Origin of the sequence: Solirubrobacter soli DSM 22325 (assembly GCF_000423665.1) — a bacterium.
GTDB lineage: Bacteria > Actinomycetota > Thermoleophilia > Solirubrobacterales > Solirubrobacteraceae > Solirubrobacter > Solirubrobacter soli.
Window position 1 is genome coordinate 1 of the sequence record NZ_KE384071.1, and the last position, 17,217, is coordinate 17,217.

Consider the following 17,217-nt stretch of genomic DNA (forward strand, 5'->3'; position numbering starts at 1 on the left):
CCGCTGCGGCACATCCGCAGCGCCTCGCGCCACCCACGCTGCTCACGGCCCAGAGGGCCGCATCGCGAGCGCGGCCGGCCCGAGCCACTGGCGGCTGCACCACATCGGTCGGACCGACCATTCGTCAACAGACTCCTAGCCGCCCAGCAGTGAGAGGAGCCCGCCCGCGCTGCGCGGGTCGACGCCGTGCTCGCGCTCGAACTCCTTCGCCCGCTTCTTGTCGAACAGCGCCAGCGCGAACTCCTCCCGGGAGGCGCCGAGTTGGCACGCGCCCTGGTCGAGCAGGCGCAGCGCCTCGGACTGGATCGCGCCCGAGAGGCCGCCGGTGTCGGGGACGTCGCGCTGCTGGCACGGGTCCTGGAGGGCGACCGGCGCGGGCGCGACGCTGTCGTGCTCGACGGCGTAGAAGACGAACGTCGCCGCGGCGAGCGCGGTGGCGAGCGCGATCGCCGGCTTGCGGTAGGCGGAGAGCAGCAGGACGGCGGCGAGCAGCGCGAGCGCGGCGGCGATCAGGTAGGCCGAGCGGAACGCGTCCTGCACCGCGACGACCACGACGTCGTCCAGCCGACCCGCGAGCCGGTCGTAGACCGCGGCGTTGTCCGCGAACTCCGCCCGCTTGGCCTTCACGGAGCGCGTCAGCCCCTCGCGCGGGTTGTCGACGTCGACGTCGGCGAGCAGCGCGGGCGCGAGCTGGAGCTTCTGCAGCGGGTCGATCTGCGCGTCCAGGACGAGCGCCGTGCCCTGCAGGATCGCGTTCTCGGTCGCGCTCGTCAGCTGTGCCGTGGCGACCGGCGCGAGGATCGCGAGCACGAGCACGATCCCCACGTGGCGGGCGACGAGGTTGCGCGCGGCCTCGGCGATGTCGCGCTCGTCGCTGAACGCCGGCAGTGAGAGCCCCATCCCCGCTCCGGCGAGGATCTGCGGGACGATCGTCCACCCGATCGTCGGCGCGGGCAGGAACGCCAGCGCCGCCGCCCCGCCGGCGATCAGCAGCGCACCCGCCAGCGCCTTCGGCCGCGGGTCGCCGGGGATCGCGGCGCCGCCGAGCGCGGCGACCGGCAGCACGGTGACCCCGAGCGCGGCCTCGATCGGCGACATCGCGAACCCGGCCACGAGCTCGATGACGAGGAGGAACAGGACCGCGGTGAACGCCGCGGCGGTGAAGGCGAGGGCGGCGAGCCACACGGGCGACGTGGGCGGGTGAGGCGGGAGGACCTCGCTGTGGAGGGCCGCGGGCAGGTGCGGACCGGCGTGGCCGCCGTGACGAGGCGGCGCGGGCGCGGGCGAGCCGGCGTCGGCGTCGGCGTCGTCGCCGTCGCCGTCGCGCAGCGGCGCGGGCGGGCGCGGCGCGTCGACGTCGTCGCCGTGCGGCGCGGGCGGGCGCGGCGCGTCGGCGTCGTCGCCGTGCGGCGCGGGCGGGAGCGACGCGTCGACGTCGTCGCCGTGCGGCGCGGGCGCGGGCGACGCGGCGATGTCGCCGCGGAGCGGCGCGGGCGGCGCCTCGCCGCGGGCCCACAGGCCGCCGGCCCCCGGTGCGTCCGGCGCCCGCGGGGGCGCCGCCGGGGGCGACCAGGCGGGCGACTCGGGCCCGGGTGCACGCGAAGGCGCACCGTTGCTCGACGTCGCGGCGGCGGCCGACGCCACGCGCGGCTCTCTCCGCACGCACATCACCGCCGCGGCCAGCGCGATCGGCGCCTGGATGATGAAGATCGAGCGCCAGTCGAAGGCCTCCGTGAGGGCGCCGCCGATCGCGGGGCCGGCGGCGGTGCCGATCAGGGCCGCGCCGATCCAGAGGCGGCGGCCGCTCGGGGAGCGTCCCGCGTCCAACACGTCGAAGGCTGAGATCAGCGCGGCCGCGCCGCCGATGGCCTGCAGGGCGCGGAAGATGAGCAGGACCTCGAGCGAGTGCGCGACGCCGCAGCCCAGCGAGGCGAGCGCGAACAACGCGAAGCCCCACGGGCCGGTGCGGATCCGCGAGGCCGGCCAGATCGACACGGCGAGGACCAGGGCATAGACGCCGATGACGGCGGCGACGCCCGTGATCGTCGTGTCCATCTCGGTGAGGATCGGGGGCAGCGCCAGCGCGACGATCGACGCGTCGGCCAGTGCCAGACCCGCCGCCACGGCGACGAGCGCGCGTCGAAGGGCCTCCATAGGCCTTCGAGCTTACGCGCGGCGCTCGAAGAGCAGTACTGAGAGCTCGGCGGCGGCGGTGCCGCCGTTGTCGTCGGCCTCGAGGCTGAGCTCGCGGGCGCGGTCGATCGCCGCGCGCAGCATGCCGGAGATCTCCTCCATACCGGCGGCGTCGAGCCGGAGCGGTGCACGAAGGACGAGGCTCGAAGGATGGTCGAACCCGCCGCTGTCGGCGGCGGTCGTCACATCGGTGAAGATCTGCTGCAGGTTCTGCCCGAGGATCCCGCGGCGGGCGGAGCGCGGGAGCTTCGCCCAGTCGCCCTCGCTGAACCAGACCGTCGTGACCGCGCGGTAGAAGTGCTCGAGCGCGCCGCGCCGCGGTTCCGTGCGAACCAGCTCGATCGCGCCGAGATCGCTCAGCAGGCGGATGTGGTAGCTGACCCGCCCGAGCGGCAGGCCGAGCTCGCGCGCCAGCTGATTGGGTGAAGCGACCCGCCCGTCCAACATCCCGAGCAATCGGTGACGAAGTGGGTGAGAGATGGCTCGGAGGAGCGCCTCGTCCAGTTCGCCAGCGTCTTGCGCCGATTGGGTATCGGGCTCAGCCATGGCGTCGGTCCTTCACGCAATGTACGCCGTTTGTGACCGGATGTCATCCTGCTGTCAATCTAAAGGGACGGTAAGAGCTTGTTGTCGCTATGACGCGTACCGAACTCATTGGTTCGCGAGTTCGAGAATGGCGTCGGCGGACACCGTCTCGACGACCTTCGTGGCGGCTGAGAGGTCGATTCCCGGCACCCGCTGCACGCCCAAGGTGGGCATGCCGGCGGCCCGGCCGGCGGCGACCCCGGGCGGCGAGTCCTCGACCACCACGCACGCCTCCGGCGGCAGCGCGAGCCGCTCGGCGGCGAGCAGGAACATGTCCGGCGCCGGCTTGCCGTGCTCGACCTCGTCGCCCGCGATCGTGACCGCGAACGTCAGCCCGGCGTGCGCCAGCGTGCGGTCCAGACGCTCGCGCACGGACGAGGAGGCAACCGCGATCGGCACCCCGAGCGACCGCAACTCGACGACCGCCTCGAGCGCGTCGGCGAACACCTCGAGCCGCTCGTCGATCAGCGCGAACAGGACTCGGTTGAGCTCCGGCAGCAGCTCCTCCGGCGCGGGCAGCGCCGCGCGGGCCGCGAAGTAGGCGTGCGTGCGCAGGTACGGGAAACCGACGACCGCCTCGAGGTCCGCGTCCGGGATCTCGTAGCCGTACGGCCGCGCGACCTGGCGCCACGTCTCCCCCGACAGCGGCTCGGAGTCGACGAGCGTCCCGTCGCAGTCGAAGATGACGCCCGTCGGTTGCAGGGGCGGCAAGGTATCAGCGCGCCGTCAGAACGCTCTCTTCGGGTATGACCCTCTCCACCGATGACCGTCGCCTGGCGTGGGAATGCGCCCGCGACGACGCCCATCTCGCCTTCCGCGTCTGGTGCGAGGCGCCCGTCGGCGCCAAGCGCGACGCTTATACGGCCTACCGCGCCGCGGCCGATCGCGAGGACGTCGCGATCGCCGCGCTCATGGGCGGTTAGCCGCGAGCCACTCGTACAGCGGCGAGTCGGCGTCCTCGAGGTACGCCGGCTCGATGCGCTCGCCCGCCGCGACGAGCAGCTCGGCCACTCCGATCGACCCCGACCCGTGCACGGCCGCCCACAGGCCGTCCGGCTTCGCGCCCGCGGCGAGCAGGAAGCGCACCCGCTCGACATCGCCCAGCCACGCGGCGATCGAGATCAGTGACGCCAGCGGGGAGCCGCCGATCACGCCTTTGAAGTCCGGGCCGTAGAGCTCGACCACGAGGCCGAGCGTGTCGGCGCGGGCGAGCGCCTCGAGCTGGTCCCAGTCGTGCTCGCGCGGGATCACCGGCGGCCGTTCCCCCCGAGCGATGGCGGCGATCGCGAGGTCGTCGAAGTCGACGTCGGTGCGCGCGCCGAGCGCCTCCAGCGCGGCGGCGACCTCGTCGAACCCGCGCAGGACCGCGTGCTGGTAGGCGGTGCGCAGCCGCTCCGGCCTGCGCCAGATCTCGCCGCCGAGGTGCTCGAGGTCGGCGCCGTGCGCCGCCAGGACGCGGATCGCCTCCGGCCCGCGCCCGCGGCGCACCGCGTGCGGGAGCAACTCGCGGGGATCGGCGCCGGCTTCGAGGAGCAGCCGGACGTGCTCGGGGCGGTCGTCGTCCAGCGCGTGGGCGAGCATGATCGGCTCGGCCGTCGCGCCGTGCTCGAGCAGTGCGCGCAGACAGTCGGCGCTCTCGGCCTCGGTGGCGTGGTAGACCGACTCGCCGTCGTCGGGGTTCGCGCCGGCGTCCAGCAGCAGGCGCGTGAGCTCCGGATCGTGGGCGCGGCCGGCGGCGCCGTACAACGCCGACATCTCGCCGTACTCGTTGGTGAAGGTCGCGTTGGGGTCGGCGCCGCGCGCGAGGAGCTCTCGTGCCGGCGCAACGTTCGCGAACACCGAGTGGGTCACGTAGAGCAGCGGCGCCCACCCCAGTGGCCCGCCCGGCGCGTTCGCGTCGCCCTCGAACCCGTCGCCGTGGACCAGCCGCGCCCACTGGTCGTCCGTCTCGCGCCACAGTGCCTCCGCCCGCGCGCGCCGGCCGTTCGTCGCCGCCCGCACGAAGTCGTCCATCCGCGCCATGCTGCCACGGTTGACGACCGGTGGCTGAGCGGTGTTTGATCTCGATGACATTCGATGATCGCTAAGGAACTCCTGGACGACGCGATGCAACGCGCGCTCAAGGAGCCAGAGCTGGAAGCCGCGCTCAAGTTGCTCAAGGACCGCGAGCGCGTGTTGGAGAACCTCAAGCGCAACGCGCGTAAGCATGCGGACGACATCGAGCGCTCCGCGTTCACCGCGCTCGAGGCGTTGCGCGTGTGCCAGCGCGACTTCACCGCGATGCTCGAGACGATCGCCCGCTCGCGTGCGGCGTCCGGCGACGTCGAGGCGGAGCGTGTGGTGAAGCTGAGCCGCGACTACGCCGCCCTCGTCATCCGGATCACCAAGCTCGAACAGGAGGAGAAGGGGCGCGCGCGCAAGACGCTCGACGATCTCCGCAAGCGTCAGGCGGAGCTCGCCGAGCAGCTCGAGTCCGCACAGGCGGCGGTGTTCGAGGGCCTGCAGTCAGGCGAGGACGCCGACCGCCTGCTCGCCGCCGAGAAGGCACGCGTGGACGCCTCCCGCGAGCTGGCCGTCCGGGCGCTGCTCGAGCAGGGGATCCTGCCGCTGTGGCGGAGCGAGCTCAACACGCTGCTCGAGTCCGAGGACGCGCTCTCGTCGGGCGAGAAGCGGCGCTACCGCACCAGCCTCGAGGGCGCCCGGCCGGACGGGCTGTCGACGCTGCCTGACCGCGAGCGGGAGATCGTCACCGAGGCGAACGGCCGGCTGCAACGCGTGTTCGAGCAACTGCCCGGCGGCAGCATCGGGATCTCGGGGCCGCGCGGCGTCGGCAAGACGACGCTGCTGCGCGCGGTCTGCAAGGCCGACGCGCCGCGTGGCGCCGCGGACCACCTGGCGGTCATGGTGTACGCCCCGGTCAAGTACGCCTCGCTCGATTTCGTGCTGCATCTCCTAGAGACCACGTGCCGCGCGTCGCTTCCCCCGGACAGCTACGTCGATCCGCTCGAGGAGGGCGTCGACGCGCGGCTGCGCCGGGCCGAGCGTTCGGTCAAGCTGGCGACCCGCATCGCGATCGGCGTCGGCGTCCTCGCCGGCGTGATCGGCCTCCTGCTGACGATCAAGGCGCTGCGGGCGGACGGCTCGCCGGAGGCGACGCGGCAGCTGCTGGCGGCCGCCTCCGTCCTGGGCGCCGCGCTCGTCATCCTCGCGATCGCGCAGCAGCGGGGACGGGCCTTCGCGGCGGGCGCGGCCGTCTCCTCGGGAGCCGCGACGGCGGCCGTGGTCGCGACGATCGTCAGCGACTGGACGCCGGTGACCTGGGGGATCGTCGCCGCCGGCGCGCTCGCGGGCTGGCCGCTCCTCGCCATCCTTCCGACGTGGGTCGCCGCCCGGTCGATCCGGCGCCCGTGGCACGCCTCGATCGTGGTGCTCGCGGGCGGTGCCGTCTTCGTCGCGATCGTCGCGGGAACCGGACGCAACCTCGACCCGCCGTCGGGGCTCGGGGCGATGATCGTGCTGGGCGCGGCCTTGATCGGCCCGCTCGCGGCCCGGCTGGTGCGCAAGGCGTTCGTGCTCGACCCGACCGAGCTGACCAGGCGCGCCACGCTGAAGCGGGTCGACGACATCGCGTCGAGCGCCGACCGCCTGGCGAAGGGCCTCGTCGCGACCGGGACGGTCGTCGCGGTCTCGGGGCTCGCGGTGGTCGGTCTCGGGATGCTCAACACGCCGCCGAGCACCGCGCTCAGCGCGGCGTTGACGCTCGCGTTGAGCGGTGGCGCGCTCGCGGCGCTGCTGTCCGACATCTCGCCGCTCGCCAGCTCCGCCCTGGACCAGCGGCCGGTGACGCTCCCGCCGAGCGTCTCGGCGGTCGAGGCCGTGGCCGAGACGGGCTGGACGTCGAAGCTCGAACCCGAGCAGCTGGAGCGCCTCGAGGCGCTCGCGCGGGCCAATCTCCAGCGGATCAAGTACCAGCGCGCGTTCAACGCGGGGTGGTCCACCAAGGTGGGCTTCACGGGCAACACGATCAAGCTCCCCTTCAGCGCGGAGGCCTCCACCACCGGCGGTCGCTCGTCGACGGAGCAGGCGATGACGCTGCCGGAGGTCGTGGGCCTGCTGCGCGAGTTCCTGCAGATCGCCTCGACGACCGCCGGGAGCATGGTCGTCGCCATCGACGAGATGGACAAGATGGGCTCCGACGAGGATGCCGAGCGCTTCCTCAACGACGTCAAGGCGATCTTCGGCATCCCCCGGTGCTACTTCCTGATCTCCGTCTCAGAGGACGCGGTCGCGAGCTTCGAGCGCCGCGGCATGCCGTTCCGCGACGTGTTCGACAGCGCGTTGGACGACGTGCTGCGGGTCGATCACCTCGCGGTGGATGGAACGGAGCTGCTCCTCACCGCCCGCACGATCGACATGTCGGAGCCGTTCAAGGCGCTCTGCCACGCGCTCGCGGGCGGGCTCCCACGGGATGTGATCCGCGTCGCGCGACGGCTCTTCGACCTGCGCGATCAACGGCGCGTGGAAGGCCTGACCGCGCTGACCAGGGCGCTTGCCGCCGAGGAGCTGAAGGCCAAGCGCGACGGGACGGTGACCGCCGCCGCCCGCCTCGGTGCGCGCGCCGACGCGACGGCGATCCTCGGCTGGCTCGGCGACGCCAGCCCGGTGCCCGACGCCAAGGTCCTCGAGGACGCGCTGAAGACGCTGCCCACGTTCAATGCCGACGGCGACGAGGTGGCGCGGGCGCTCGAGCGACTCGTGCGCGAGCTGGCCGCGTACTGGTACCTGTGCGTCACGCTGACCGAGTTCTTCATCGACGAGCGGACGCCGTTCGAGTTCCTGATGGCCGAGTCGGAGGGCGGCCTCGGCTCGATCGCGCAGCTCGCTCGGGCGCGCCAGGCCTTCACGATCGACCCGGGGCTCGCCTGGCAGCGCGTGTCGGCCTTCCGCGAGGACTGGAACCTGCCGACGCTGAGCTTGAACCGCTAGCGCGGCCAGAATGCTGGGATGCGCGCGATCCAGATCACCAGCAAGGGCGGCCCCGAGGTCATGCGGCTCGAGGACGTCCCCGAGCCCGAGGGCGACCTCATCGTCAGCGTCGAGGCGATCGGCGTCAACTTCCGCGACGTGTATGAGCGCGAAGGGCGCGGCGCGATGTACGGGCGTGCGCCGCTGCCGCTGATCGTCGGCGCCGAGGGCGCGGGGACGGTCGTGCAGGGCGCGGGCGAGTTCGCCGAGGGCGACCGCGTCGCGTGGGCGGCGGCGGCCGGCTCCTACGCCGAGCGGGTGGCTGTGCCATTGAAGGAGGCCGTCAAGCTCCCGGACGGCGTGTCCTGCGAGCAGGCGGCCGCGGCGATCCTGCAGGGCATGACGGCGCACTATCTGAGCCAGTCGACGTACCCCGTGAACGCCGGCGACGTGTGCGTGGTGCACGCGGCCGCGGGCGGCGTCGGACTGCTGCTGACGCAGATGATCAAGGCGCGCGGCGGGACGGTGATCGCGACGGCCTCCACCGAGGAGAAGCGTTCGTTGGCGCGGGGCGCGGGCGCGGACGAGGTCATCCCGTACGAGGGCTTCGGCGCGTTCGTGAACGAGCGCGGCGGCGCCCACGTGATCTACGACGCGATCGGCGCGACCACGTTCGAGGAGGGCATGGGCGCGCTGCGCACCCGCGGGATGTTCGTCCTGTACGGGATGGCCAGCGGTCCGGCGCCGGCCGTCGACCCGCAGTCGCTGAACCCGAAGTCGCTGTTCTTGACCCGCCCCGGTCTGCCGGGCTACACGGCCACGCGCGAGGAACTGGTGTGGCGGGCGAGCGAGGTCTTCGGCTGGATCGCGGACGGCTCGCTGGACGTGCGGATCGGCGCCCGCTACCCGTTGGAGGAGGCGGTCCAGGCCCACGTGGACCTCGAGGGACGCACGACCACGGGGAAGTTGCTTCTCGTGCCGTAGTCATGTATCAGCGCGCGTGGTCCGCGCTCATGTGCAATGCATGACGACGTCACACCCACAGTTGGTCTGGGTCTCGCCCGAACGTCTGGTACGTTCGCGCGACATGTCTGAGGTGGCAGAGCTCGTACGGGCCGCCGCAGCGGGGGACCAAGCCGCCTGGAACGGGCTCGTGGACCGCTACAACGGGCTGGTCTGGTCCGTCGCGCGGTCGCACCGCCTGCCCATGGCGGACGCCTCCGATGTGGTGCAGACGACCTGGCTTCGCCTGGTCGAGCACCTGGGTCGCCTGCAGGATCCCGAGCGCGTCGGAGCGTGGCTGGCCACGACCGCGCGCCGAGAGTCCCTGCGCGCGCTCCGCCACTCCGCCCGGCAGGTTCCCACCGAGGAACTGCCGGAGACACCGTCGGACACGCATCTCGGGGCCGCGTTGCTGACGGCGGAACGCGATCAGGCGCTGTGGCAGGCGTTCGGCGGGCTCTCTGAGCGCTGCCAGACGCTGCTGCGCATCCTGGTCGCCGATCCGCCGCCGAGCTACGACGAGATCGCGTCCGCGCTGGACATGCCGATCGGCAGCATCGGCCCGACCCGCGCACGGTGCCTGGAGCGCCTGCGCGGGCTGGCCGAGGGTGAAGGCGTCACCGCCACCGACCGGAGGGAACTCGAATGACCGACAAGGACGCCATCACCGAAGCCGAGCTGCGCGCGATCTTCCAGCAGGTCGACCCCGTGCCGATGTTGCTCGACGACGCCGCCCGGAGCTCGTTCACCTGGCGCACGGTGGACGACGAGCTCGCCGAACTGATGCGCGACAGCGCGGAGGAGGAGGCGGGTGCACTTGTGCGCAGCGCGGGCACGCTCCGGCAGCTGAGTTTCGAGTCGCCGCGGCTGGGGATCGAGCTCGAGGTCGCCCACACCGGGCCGCGCGAGCGAAGGCTCGAGGGGCAGCTGCTGCCTCCTGCCTCGGCGACGGTCACGCTCGAGCGCCCCGGCGCGGACCCGGTGAGCGTCCAGACCGACGAGCTCGGGCGTTTCTCGCTCGACGGTCTGGAGGCGGGTGTGATCCGGCTGCACGTGGTCCTGCGCGGCGTGCAGATCGCGGTTCCCTGGACGACGATCTAGGGCTGGAGTTCGTCCACGAGGACGGCGAGCGGGAACTCCGGCTGCGGCGCGGGCGGTGAGGTCTGCAGCAGGTGCGCCTGCGCGTCGGCCGCGCTGGCGAACCCGTTGCGCGACATCGTCCGCGCGATCATCGCCGCGGTGATCGGGCTCGCGAACGATGTGCCGTCCCAGGCGGCCCAGCCGTCGAAGGTGATCCAGGGGTCGGCGGGGTCGGGCTTGGGCCCGGTCGCCTTCTTGGACTTGCCCTTGGTGAACGTCGACTGCAGGTTCACGCCGCGGGCGGTCGCGTCCACCCACCAGCCGTAGTTGCTGAAGTCGGCCTTCTGCCAGTGGGCGTCCTTCTCCTCGACCGCGCCCACGGCGACGACCTGCTTGAACGCGGCCGGCCAGAACGGGCGCGCCTTGGCCGCGTTGCCCGCGGCGGCGACGACCACGTTGCGCTGCTTGCGCATCATGTTCAGGGCGTTGGCGATCGCGAGCGGGCCGGCGTTGTCCATCGTGTAGCCGCCGAGCGAGAGATTGACGATGTCGACGTCCTGCGGGAGCTGCTCCATCGCGGCGGCGACGGTGGCGTCGTCGCCGACGCCGTGCGAGTCGAGCACCTTGACGATGTAGACCTCGGCGGCGGGCGCGACCTGCAGGATCAGACCGGCGATGAACGTGCCGTGGCCGGACTCGGCGTCGGCGTAGTCGTCGTGGTCGACGTCCCAGACGTCGGCCGAGTTGGGGGCGACCTGGACCGCCTGCAGCCACGGGTGGGTGAACAGGCCGGTGTCGAGCACCGCGATCCGCACGCCCTTGCCGTCACCGGCGCGGGTGGTTCGTTGCGGCAGGGCCTTCGGGGGCTTCGCGACGCGCACGGACGATCCCGGCCCGCCCTGGACGCGCGGCTCGCCGGTGAGCGTGATCGCGGTCTCGCCCACGAGGACGTGGTTGGGCGCGACCCGCACCGGGCCCTGCGGGCGCTTGGCCGTCAGGCGCCGGACGCGGACGATCGCCTCGATGACCTCCTTGGCCGCGGTCTCCGGGCTCTGCGGGGCCTTGGTGAACGTCGTGACGCCGAACGTGCGGCGCTCCTGGGGCTTCCATCCCGTCAGCGCCTTCGCGACGTCGGGCGCGTCGCCGGGGCCGACCAGGATCTGGCCGGGGCGCAGCAGGAACTCGTGCTCTTTGTCGCCGAAGACGGCGACCTGGCGGGGGTCCCAGCGCTCGGGCAGTTCGCTCATATCAACAACCCTCCCCGATCGACGGGGTGGCGGGCAAGGGTGGGTTGCGGGAGGCTTGCTCTTGGTGACGACGCTGCTGCAACACGCCGACGAAGCGATTCGGCTGGCCACCGCCGACGCCCGGGCGGCGCGGCGGCTGGCGTCTGAGGCGGCGGCGTCCGACGATCTGGAGACGCGATCGGTGGCCGAGCGCGCGCTGGGGTTGGCGGCGATCGAGCTGGGCGACGCGGACGCGGCGGTCGCGCACCTGCGGCGCTCGGTGGCGTTCGCGTCCGAAGGCGGGCTGGCGGCTCGGTGTGGCGAGGCGCGGATGTCCCTGTCGTGGGCGCTGACCTTGCAGGGGACGGTCGGCGAGGCGCTGGTCGAGGCCGACCGGGCCGTGCCCGACCTGGAGGGGACCGCGCGGGCGCGGATGCAGTCCCAGCGGGCGCTGATCCTGCAGCGGCTCGGGCGTCTGGATGACGCGTTGGCCGGCTACCGGCGGCCGCTGGCGACGTTCCGGCGGGTGGGCGACCGGCTGTGGGAGGCGCGGCTGCTGTGCAACCGCGGCGTGCTGCAGGTCTACCGGGGTGCGTTGAACGCGGCGGAGAGCGATCTCGTTCGCGCCGAGGAGTTGCACGAGGCCAACGGCCAGGCGCTCGCGGCGACACAGGTGCGGCACAACCTCGGGTGGGTGGCGGCGCGGCGCGGCGACGTGCCCGCCGCGTTGGAGTGGTACGACCGCGTCGAGGCCGAGTACCGCGCCCACGACGTCCCCTTGGCCTTGTTGTTCATGGACCGCTGCGAGGTGCTGCTCTCGGCCCGGCTGGCGACCGAGGCCCGCGCCAACGCGACCGCCGCCGTGGCAGAGCTGTCGGCGGCGGGCATGGGCTCCGATCTCGCCGAGGCCCGCCTGCTCGCCGCCCAGGCCGAGTTGCTCTGCGCGGACGTCGCCGCCGCCCACGCCCACGCCGACCAGGCCGACCACGCCTTCGCCCGCCAGCACCGCCCGGGTTGGGCGGCGTTGGCCCGCTCCGCGGCGGCGCAAGCCGCGTGGCTGGAGGCCGAGACGACGCGCGACGCGCGGGTGGCGCGGCTCGATGGCGCCCTCTCCGCGGCGCGGCGCGCCATCCGCGCCCTCGACGCCGTCGGGTGGGGAGCGGAGGCGCTCGACGCGCGGCTCATCGCCGGGCGCGCGGCGCTCGAGCTCGGGCGGCCGCGGATCGCGCGGGCGCAGCTCGAGCTCGCCGCGGCGCAGCGGGACCGCGGGCCGGTCCAGCAGCGGACGCGGGCGTGGCACGCGGCGGCGCTGCTGCGTCTCTCCCGCGAGGATCGGCGTGGGGCGAGCGCGGCGGTCGCGGCCGGACTGCGGGCGCTCGAGGCGCACCGGATGACGCTCGGCGCGACCGAGTTGCGCGCGCACGCGTCCGGGCACGGGGAGGAGCTCGCGACGCTCGGGCTGCGGCTCGCGGTCCAGTCCGGCGACGCCGCGCGGGTCCTCGCCGCGGCCGAGCGCCGAAAGGCGGCCGGGCTGCTGCGGCGCCCCGCGCGCCCACCGGACGACGAGGCGCTCGCGAAAGACCTCGCGGAGCTGCGCCGTGTGACCGCCGCGCTCGACGAGTCCTTGCGCGACGGTCGCCACGACGCCGCGCTGGCGCGGCGCCAGACCGCGCTCGAGAACTCCGTCCGCCGTCGCGCCCGCCAGGCCAAAGGCGACGAATCGTCAAACTTAAACGGGAGCAGGCCGTCTTTAGATTCGCTCGCGGATCGGGGGCTCGTCGAGTTCTTCGCGCTCGACGGCCGGCTGCACGCGATCACGGTCACGGACGGTCGCGCGCGGCTGCACACGCTCGGCGACGAGGCGGCGATCGGCAAGGAGGTCGCGTCGCTGCGGTTCACCCTGCGCAGCGTCGCCACGGCGCGGCCGGGCTCGCGGGCGGCGGACGCGATGGCCGAGATCCTCGCGACGGTCGCCCAGCGCCTCGACACCCTGCTGATCGCGCCGCTCGCGCTCGATGGAGCGCGGCGCGCTGCGGGCGGCGCCGCCGCCGGACGGGTGCCGGCGCGGCCACTCGTGCTCGTCCCGACGGGCGAGTTGCACGCGGTGCCGTGGGCGCTCCTCCCGAGCCTCGCCAACCGTGCCCTCGCGGTCGCGCCCTCGCTGAGGCTCTGGCAGCGCGCCGCCCAAGAGCCCGCGACGAGCGGGCGGCGGGTGCTCGCGGCCGGGCCGCGGCTCCCCGCCGCGACCCACGAGATCGAGACGCTCGCGCACAGGGACCCGAACGCGCTCGCGTTGATCGGCGCGGACGCGACCGTCGCCGGCGTCACCCACGCGCTCGACGGCGCGGACTCCGCGCACCTCGCCGCGCACGGGCACTTCCGCGACGACAACCCGCTGTTCTGCAGCCTCGAGCTCGCCGACGGCGCGCTCACCGTCTACGACCTCGAGCGGCTCACCAGAGCGCCGCGGCGGCTCGTGCTGTCCAGCTGCGAGTCCGGGCTCTCCACCGTGCACGCCGGCGACGAGCTGATGGGCTTCACCGCCGCGCTGTTCGCGCTCGGCACGGCGACCGTGATCGCCGCCGTCGTGCCCGTCCCGGACGAGGCGACCAAGGGCCTGATGCTCGCTCTCGATGACGCCCTGCGCGACGGCACCGCGCCCGCCGAGGCGCTCGTGCAGGCCCGCGCGAGCAGCGCAGATGAGCGCGCCGGGGCGGCGTTCGTCTGCTTCGGCGCGGGCTGACTACATTTGGTGCGGTGAAGACGAAGTCCGTGCGCTCGACGGTCGAGCTGATCTTGATCGTCGCGGCGGCGCTGTTCTTCGCGCTCACGCTGCAGGCCGTGGCGGTCAAGCCGTACCGGATCCCGAGCGAGTCGATGGTGCCGACGCTCAAGGTCGGCCAGCGGATCATCGTCGACCGCTTCAGCCACCGCCTCGGAAGTGACCCGAAGCTCGGCGACGTGACCGTCTTCTACCCGCCCGTCGGCGCCGACACGAGCGACTGCGGGAACATGGGCGAAGGCCCGTTCTACAGCGGCGGGCCGGAGACGCGGCACGCCTGCTCCAAGCCCACTGCCAAGCACTCCAAGACGACGTTCGTCAAGCGCATCGTCGGGCTCCCCGGCGACCGGATCGCGGTCCTCAACGGCCACGTGATCCGCAACGGCAAGCCGGCCTCCGAGCCGTTTGCGTCCTCCTGCAGCGCGGCCGAGTGCAACCTGAACACGATGACCGTCCCCAAGGGCATGTACTTCCTGATGGGCGACAACCGCGGGGACTCCGACGACAGCCGGTTCTGGGGTCCGGTCCCACGCGACTGGGTGATCGGCAAGGCGGTCGTGACGTACTGGCCGCCGCGCTCCATAGGCGGCGTTTAAGCCTCTTAGGGATCCCCCCGATGCGCTGCGCGCGCACGGCCCCGACCATCGGGGCATGCTGCTCACCGATCTCCCCTCCATCGATGTCGAGACGCTCCGCTCCCGCCTCTACGGCGACGTGTACGGACCCGGTGACACAGGATGGAACGAGGCGCGGCGGGCGTGGAACCTCGCGGTCGACCAGCGCCCCGCCGCGGTCGCCGAGCCGCTGACCGACTCAGACGTCGTCGAGGTCGTCAACTTCGCGCGCGAGGAAGGCCTGCGCGTCGCGCCGCAGGGCACCGGCCACGGCGCGGCCGCGATCGCGAGCCTCGAGAACACGATCCTGCTCTCCACCCGCCGCATGCGCGGCGTCCGCATCGACCCCAAGGCCCGCCGCGCCCGCGTCCGCGCGGGCGCCCTCTGGGAGGACGTCACCGCGCCCGCGAGCGTGTACGGCCTCGCCCCGCTGGCCGGGTCCTCGCCGGACGTCGGCGTCGTCGGCTACACGCTCGGCGGCGGGCTGAGCTGGCTCGGGCGCAAGTACGGGTTCGCGTGCGACAGCGTGCTCTCGATCGAGCTCGTCACCGCCGACGGGTTCCTGCGCAAGGTCAGCACGGACTCCGACCCCGAGCTGTTTCGCGCGCTCTGCGGCGGCGGCGGGAACTTCGGCGTCGTGACCGCGATCGAGTTCAAGCTCTATCCGGTCGAGCAGCTCACGGCGGGCGCGATGGCGTGGCCGTGGGAGCGTGCGATCGAGATCCTCACCGCCTGGCGGGAGTGGACCGCGCTCCTGCCCGACGAGGTCACCTCGCTCTGCCGGCTGCTGCAGGTCCCGAACCTGCCGACCGTCCCCCCGCCGCTGCGCGGCCGCCAGTTCGTGATGATCGAGGCCGCGATCCTCGGCGACGACGCGCTGCTCGCCCCGCTGCGCGCGCTCGAGCCCGAGATCGACCTGTTCGCGACGATGCCGCCGGCGGGCCTGATCGAGCTCCACAACGACCCGAAGGAGCCGGTCCCAGGGCTGACCGACCACCGCCTGCTGGCCGACGTCGACGACGCGACGATCGCCGCGATCGTGGGCGCCGTCGGCCCGGGCTCGGACTCGCCGCTCGTCTCCGTCGAGCTGCGCCACCTCGGCGGCGCGCTGCCGATCCCCGCCGCGTACTCGCTGTTCGCCGTCGGCGTCCCCACCGACGCGGGCACGGCGATGACGATCGACACCGCCCTCGCCCGCCTGATGGCCGCGACGCTCCAGTACGACGCGGGCCGTGCGCTGCTGAACTTCACCGACCGCCCGACCCAGTCGGGCCGCTTCTTCGACGGCTACACGCTGCACCAGTTGCGCGCCGTCCGCAACCGCGTGGACGCCGGCGAACTCATCGCCGCCAACCACGCCATCGACTGACCCCAAACCTGAAGGGTCAGTCCCCTCAACGATTCAAACGGCGCTGTAGAGCCAAAACGAATGTTGAGGGGACAGACCCCTAAGTTACGGGGTGGGGCGGGTCGCAACCTGGATGGACGAAGTGGCGGCGGGTTGGGGAGCCCGCCAGGCCACGACGAGCTGGCCGGTGACCGGGTCGAAGGCGGCGCTCGGGTTCGCGAGGAACGCGCCCGGTCCTGAGACCGTCTCGACCGGGCCGAACGCGGCCGCGCCTCCGGTGAGGGGTGCGGCGAGCACCTGGGTGTTCTGCGCGTCGACCGGTGCGATCATCGTCACCGCGGCGGTGCCGTTCGGCCCCACGACGAGGTTCTCGAGGCCGAGGTTGGAGAGATCGTCCGGCGAGGAGGCGATCGGCGCCAGGTCCTGTGGGGCGCCGCCGCCGATCGCCGCGCGGACCGCGTTGCGCCCGCTCCAGGCGACGATCGAACGCCCGTCCGACGTGTAGGCCGCCTCGATCACCGTGCCGCCGGGGATCGCGACGTCCGGGAACGCCTCGAGCTGCTCGGCCGGCAGGACGAACCCGCGCGACGCGGTGCGCGAGGTCGCCCACACGGTCGCCTTCTGACCGGTGTTGCCCTCGCTGACGAGCTGGTCGACCCACGCGACCGTCGCCCGCCGGTCGGCGCCGAGCGCGACCGCGATGTGCAGCGCGCCGGTGACCTTGGCCAGGTTCTGGATCGGGCCGAAGCGCTTGGAGGAGCCGTACCAGAACCGCGCCTGGATCTCGCCGTGCGCGTCCCAGGCCACGAGCACGTCGCCGGACGCGTTCATCGCGACCGCGACCGACCGGATGCTGACCTTCTTCGAGCCCGAGACGAGCTGGGTCGCCGACGGCGCGTGCGTGCCGAGCTGGCGGACCAGGTAGACGTGGCCGCCGCCGCCCTCGAAGGTGGCGAAGACGCCGGCCGTGCCGGCGTGCGGGACGGCCGCGGCGGCCACGCGCGCGCCGCCGGTGTCGGGCCCGCGCAGCGTCGTCGACCAGGTGGCGGTCGGCCCCGTGGCGATGCCGATCTTCACGCGCCGGCCCGACGGCCCGACGTACATGATCCGGTCGCCCGCCGCCCACGCGCTGAACGACGTGTCGAAGTCCGGCGCGCCCGCCCACGTCGCCACCGGCTGCGGAACGTCGCCGGCCCCGAGCGCGCTGCGCAGGACGGGCGCGCCCGGGATCGACCCCGCGCCGTTGAAGGCGATCGCGCCGCCGCGCGTGCGGGTGAAGAGGACCTGCGGGGAGCCGGCCTGCCCGGTCGAGCCGGGGACAGCCACAGGGTCCGACCACGGGGCGGCGGCGTGGGCGGACGCAACAGGAATCAGCGCCGCGACGAGCGCGGCAGAGGCCAAGAGCTTGGGGAGGAACATGTC

14 protein-coding genes are annotated in these 17,217 nt (G+C 73.4%); 8 read left to right on the forward strand and 6 right to left on the reverse strand.

Translation table 11 applies throughout. The features are described 5' to 3' along the window. Window positions 1-135: 135 nt before the first annotated feature. From G569_RS59690 to G569_RS54435, 3 genes are all read right to left on the reverse strand, one after another. Window positions 136-2,154 carry an MFS transporter gene (locus G569_RS59690; RefSeq protein WP_028066990.1) on the reverse strand — a complete coding sequence of 673 codons (2,019 nt, stop codon included), beginning with the start codon at window positions 2,152-2,154 and terminating at the stop codon, window positions 136-138. Between the two features lie 12 nt (window positions 2,155-2,166). Beyond that, window positions 2,167-2,739, reverse strand: coding sequence for a helix-turn-helix domain-containing protein (locus G569_RS59695; protein WP_084286094.1), 573 nt, complete (start codon window positions 2,737-2,739; stop codon window positions 2,167-2,169). 105 nt (window positions 2,740-2,844) lie between these two features. Continuing rightward, window positions 2,845-3,489 (reverse strand): HAD family hydrolase, encoded by a 645-nt coding sequence (locus G569_RS54435; protein ID WP_053227492.1) that lies wholly within the window; start codon window positions 3,487-3,489, stop codon window positions 2,845-2,847. A 35-nt stretch (window positions 3,490-3,524) separates the two neighbouring features. On the opposite strand from G569_RS54435, the gene G569_RS63300 reads away from it, so the two are divergent. Further along, on the forward strand, window positions 3,525-3,701 hold the full coding sequence (locus tag G569_RS63300; RefSeq protein ID WP_157592545.1) for a hypothetical protein: 177 nt from the start codon (window positions 3,525-3,527) through the stop codon (window positions 3,699-3,701). Here the strand turns inward: G569_RS63300 and G569_RS59700 are convergent. Then, the gene (locus tag G569_RS59700; RefSeq protein WP_157592546.1) at window positions 3,688-4,791 is read right to left on the reverse strand and encodes an ankyrin repeat domain-containing protein; all 1,104 of its coding nucleotides are present in this window, start codon (window positions 4,789-4,791) and stop codon (window positions 3,688-3,690) included. The genes G569_RS63300 and G569_RS59700 overlap by 14 nt on opposite strands. Before the next feature lie 63 nt (window positions 4,792-4,854). On the opposite strand from G569_RS59700, the gene G569_RS0135910 reads away from it, so the two are divergent. The 4 genes from G569_RS0135910 to G569_RS54450 all read left to right on the forward strand — a co-directional run bounded on the left by G569_RS0135910 (window position 4,855) and on the right by G569_RS54450 (window position 9,846). Further along, window positions 4,855-7,764 (forward strand): hypothetical protein, encoded by a 2,910-nt coding sequence (locus G569_RS0135910; RefSeq protein ID WP_028066993.1) that lies wholly within the window; start codon window positions 4,855-4,857, stop codon window positions 7,762-7,764. Window positions 7,765-7,782: 18 nt separating this feature from the next. Further along, window positions 7,783-8,727: a quinone oxidoreductase family protein gene (locus G569_RS0135915; RefSeq protein WP_028066994.1), complete on the forward strand. Its 945-nt coding sequence runs from the start codon at window positions 7,783-7,785 to the stop codon at window positions 8,725-8,727. Window positions 8,728-8,830: 103 nt separating this feature from the next. Beyond that, the gene (locus G569_RS54445; protein WP_053227493.1) at window positions 8,831-9,394 is read left to right on the forward strand and encodes an RNA polymerase sigma factor; all 564 of its coding nucleotides are present in this window, start codon (window positions 8,831-8,833) and stop codon (window positions 9,392-9,394) included. Further along, a complete protein-coding gene (locus G569_RS54450; protein ID WP_053227494.1) occupies window positions 9,391-9,846 on the forward strand; it encodes a carboxypeptidase-like regulatory domain-containing protein in 456 nt (151 codons plus the stop codon). The genes G569_RS54445 and G569_RS54450 overlap by 4 nt, the downstream gene beginning before the upstream one ends. Here the strand turns inward: G569_RS54450 and G569_RS59705 are convergent. Beyond that, the gene (locus tag G569_RS59705) at window positions 9,843-11,072 is read right to left on the reverse strand and encodes a S8 family peptidase (protein WP_053227495.1); all 1,230 of its coding nucleotides are present in this window, start codon (window positions 11,070-11,072) and stop codon (window positions 9,843-9,845) included. The genes G569_RS54450 and G569_RS59705 overlap by 4 nt on opposite strands. 64 nt (window positions 11,073-11,136) lie before the next feature. Here G569_RS59705 and G569_RS0135935 point away from each other — a divergent pair, with 64 nt between their 5' ends. From G569_RS0135935 to G569_RS0135945, 3 genes are read left to right on the forward strand one after another with little or no spacing between them, the layout of a single operon-like run. Beyond that, the gene (locus G569_RS0135935; protein WP_064750548.1) at window positions 11,137-13,794 is read left to right on the forward strand and encodes a CHAT domain-containing protein; all 2,658 of its coding nucleotides are present in this window, start codon (window positions 11,137-11,139) and stop codon (window positions 13,792-13,794) included. A gap of 14 nt (window positions 13,795-13,808) precedes the next feature. Next, complete coding sequence (gene lepB, locus G569_RS0135940) at window positions 13,809-14,429, forward strand: signal peptidase I (RefSeq protein ID WP_053227497.1); 621 nt, start codon at window positions 13,809-13,811, stop codon at window positions 14,427-14,429. A 55-nt stretch (window positions 14,430-14,484) separates the two neighbouring features. After that, a complete protein-coding gene (locus tag G569_RS0135945) occupies window positions 14,485-15,816 on the forward strand; it encodes an FAD-binding oxidoreductase (RefSeq protein WP_037501727.1) in 1,332 nt (443 codons plus the stop codon). 84 nt (window positions 15,817-15,900) lie between these two features. Here G569_RS0135945 and G569_RS0135950 read toward each other — a convergent pair whose 3' ends face one another. Beyond that, window positions 15,901-17,214, reverse strand: a complete 1,314-nt coding sequence (locus G569_RS0135950; protein ID WP_157592548.1) for a hypothetical protein — start codon at window positions 17,212-17,214, stop codon at window positions 15,901-15,903. Between the last annotated feature and the right edge of the window lie 3 nt (window positions 17,215-17,217).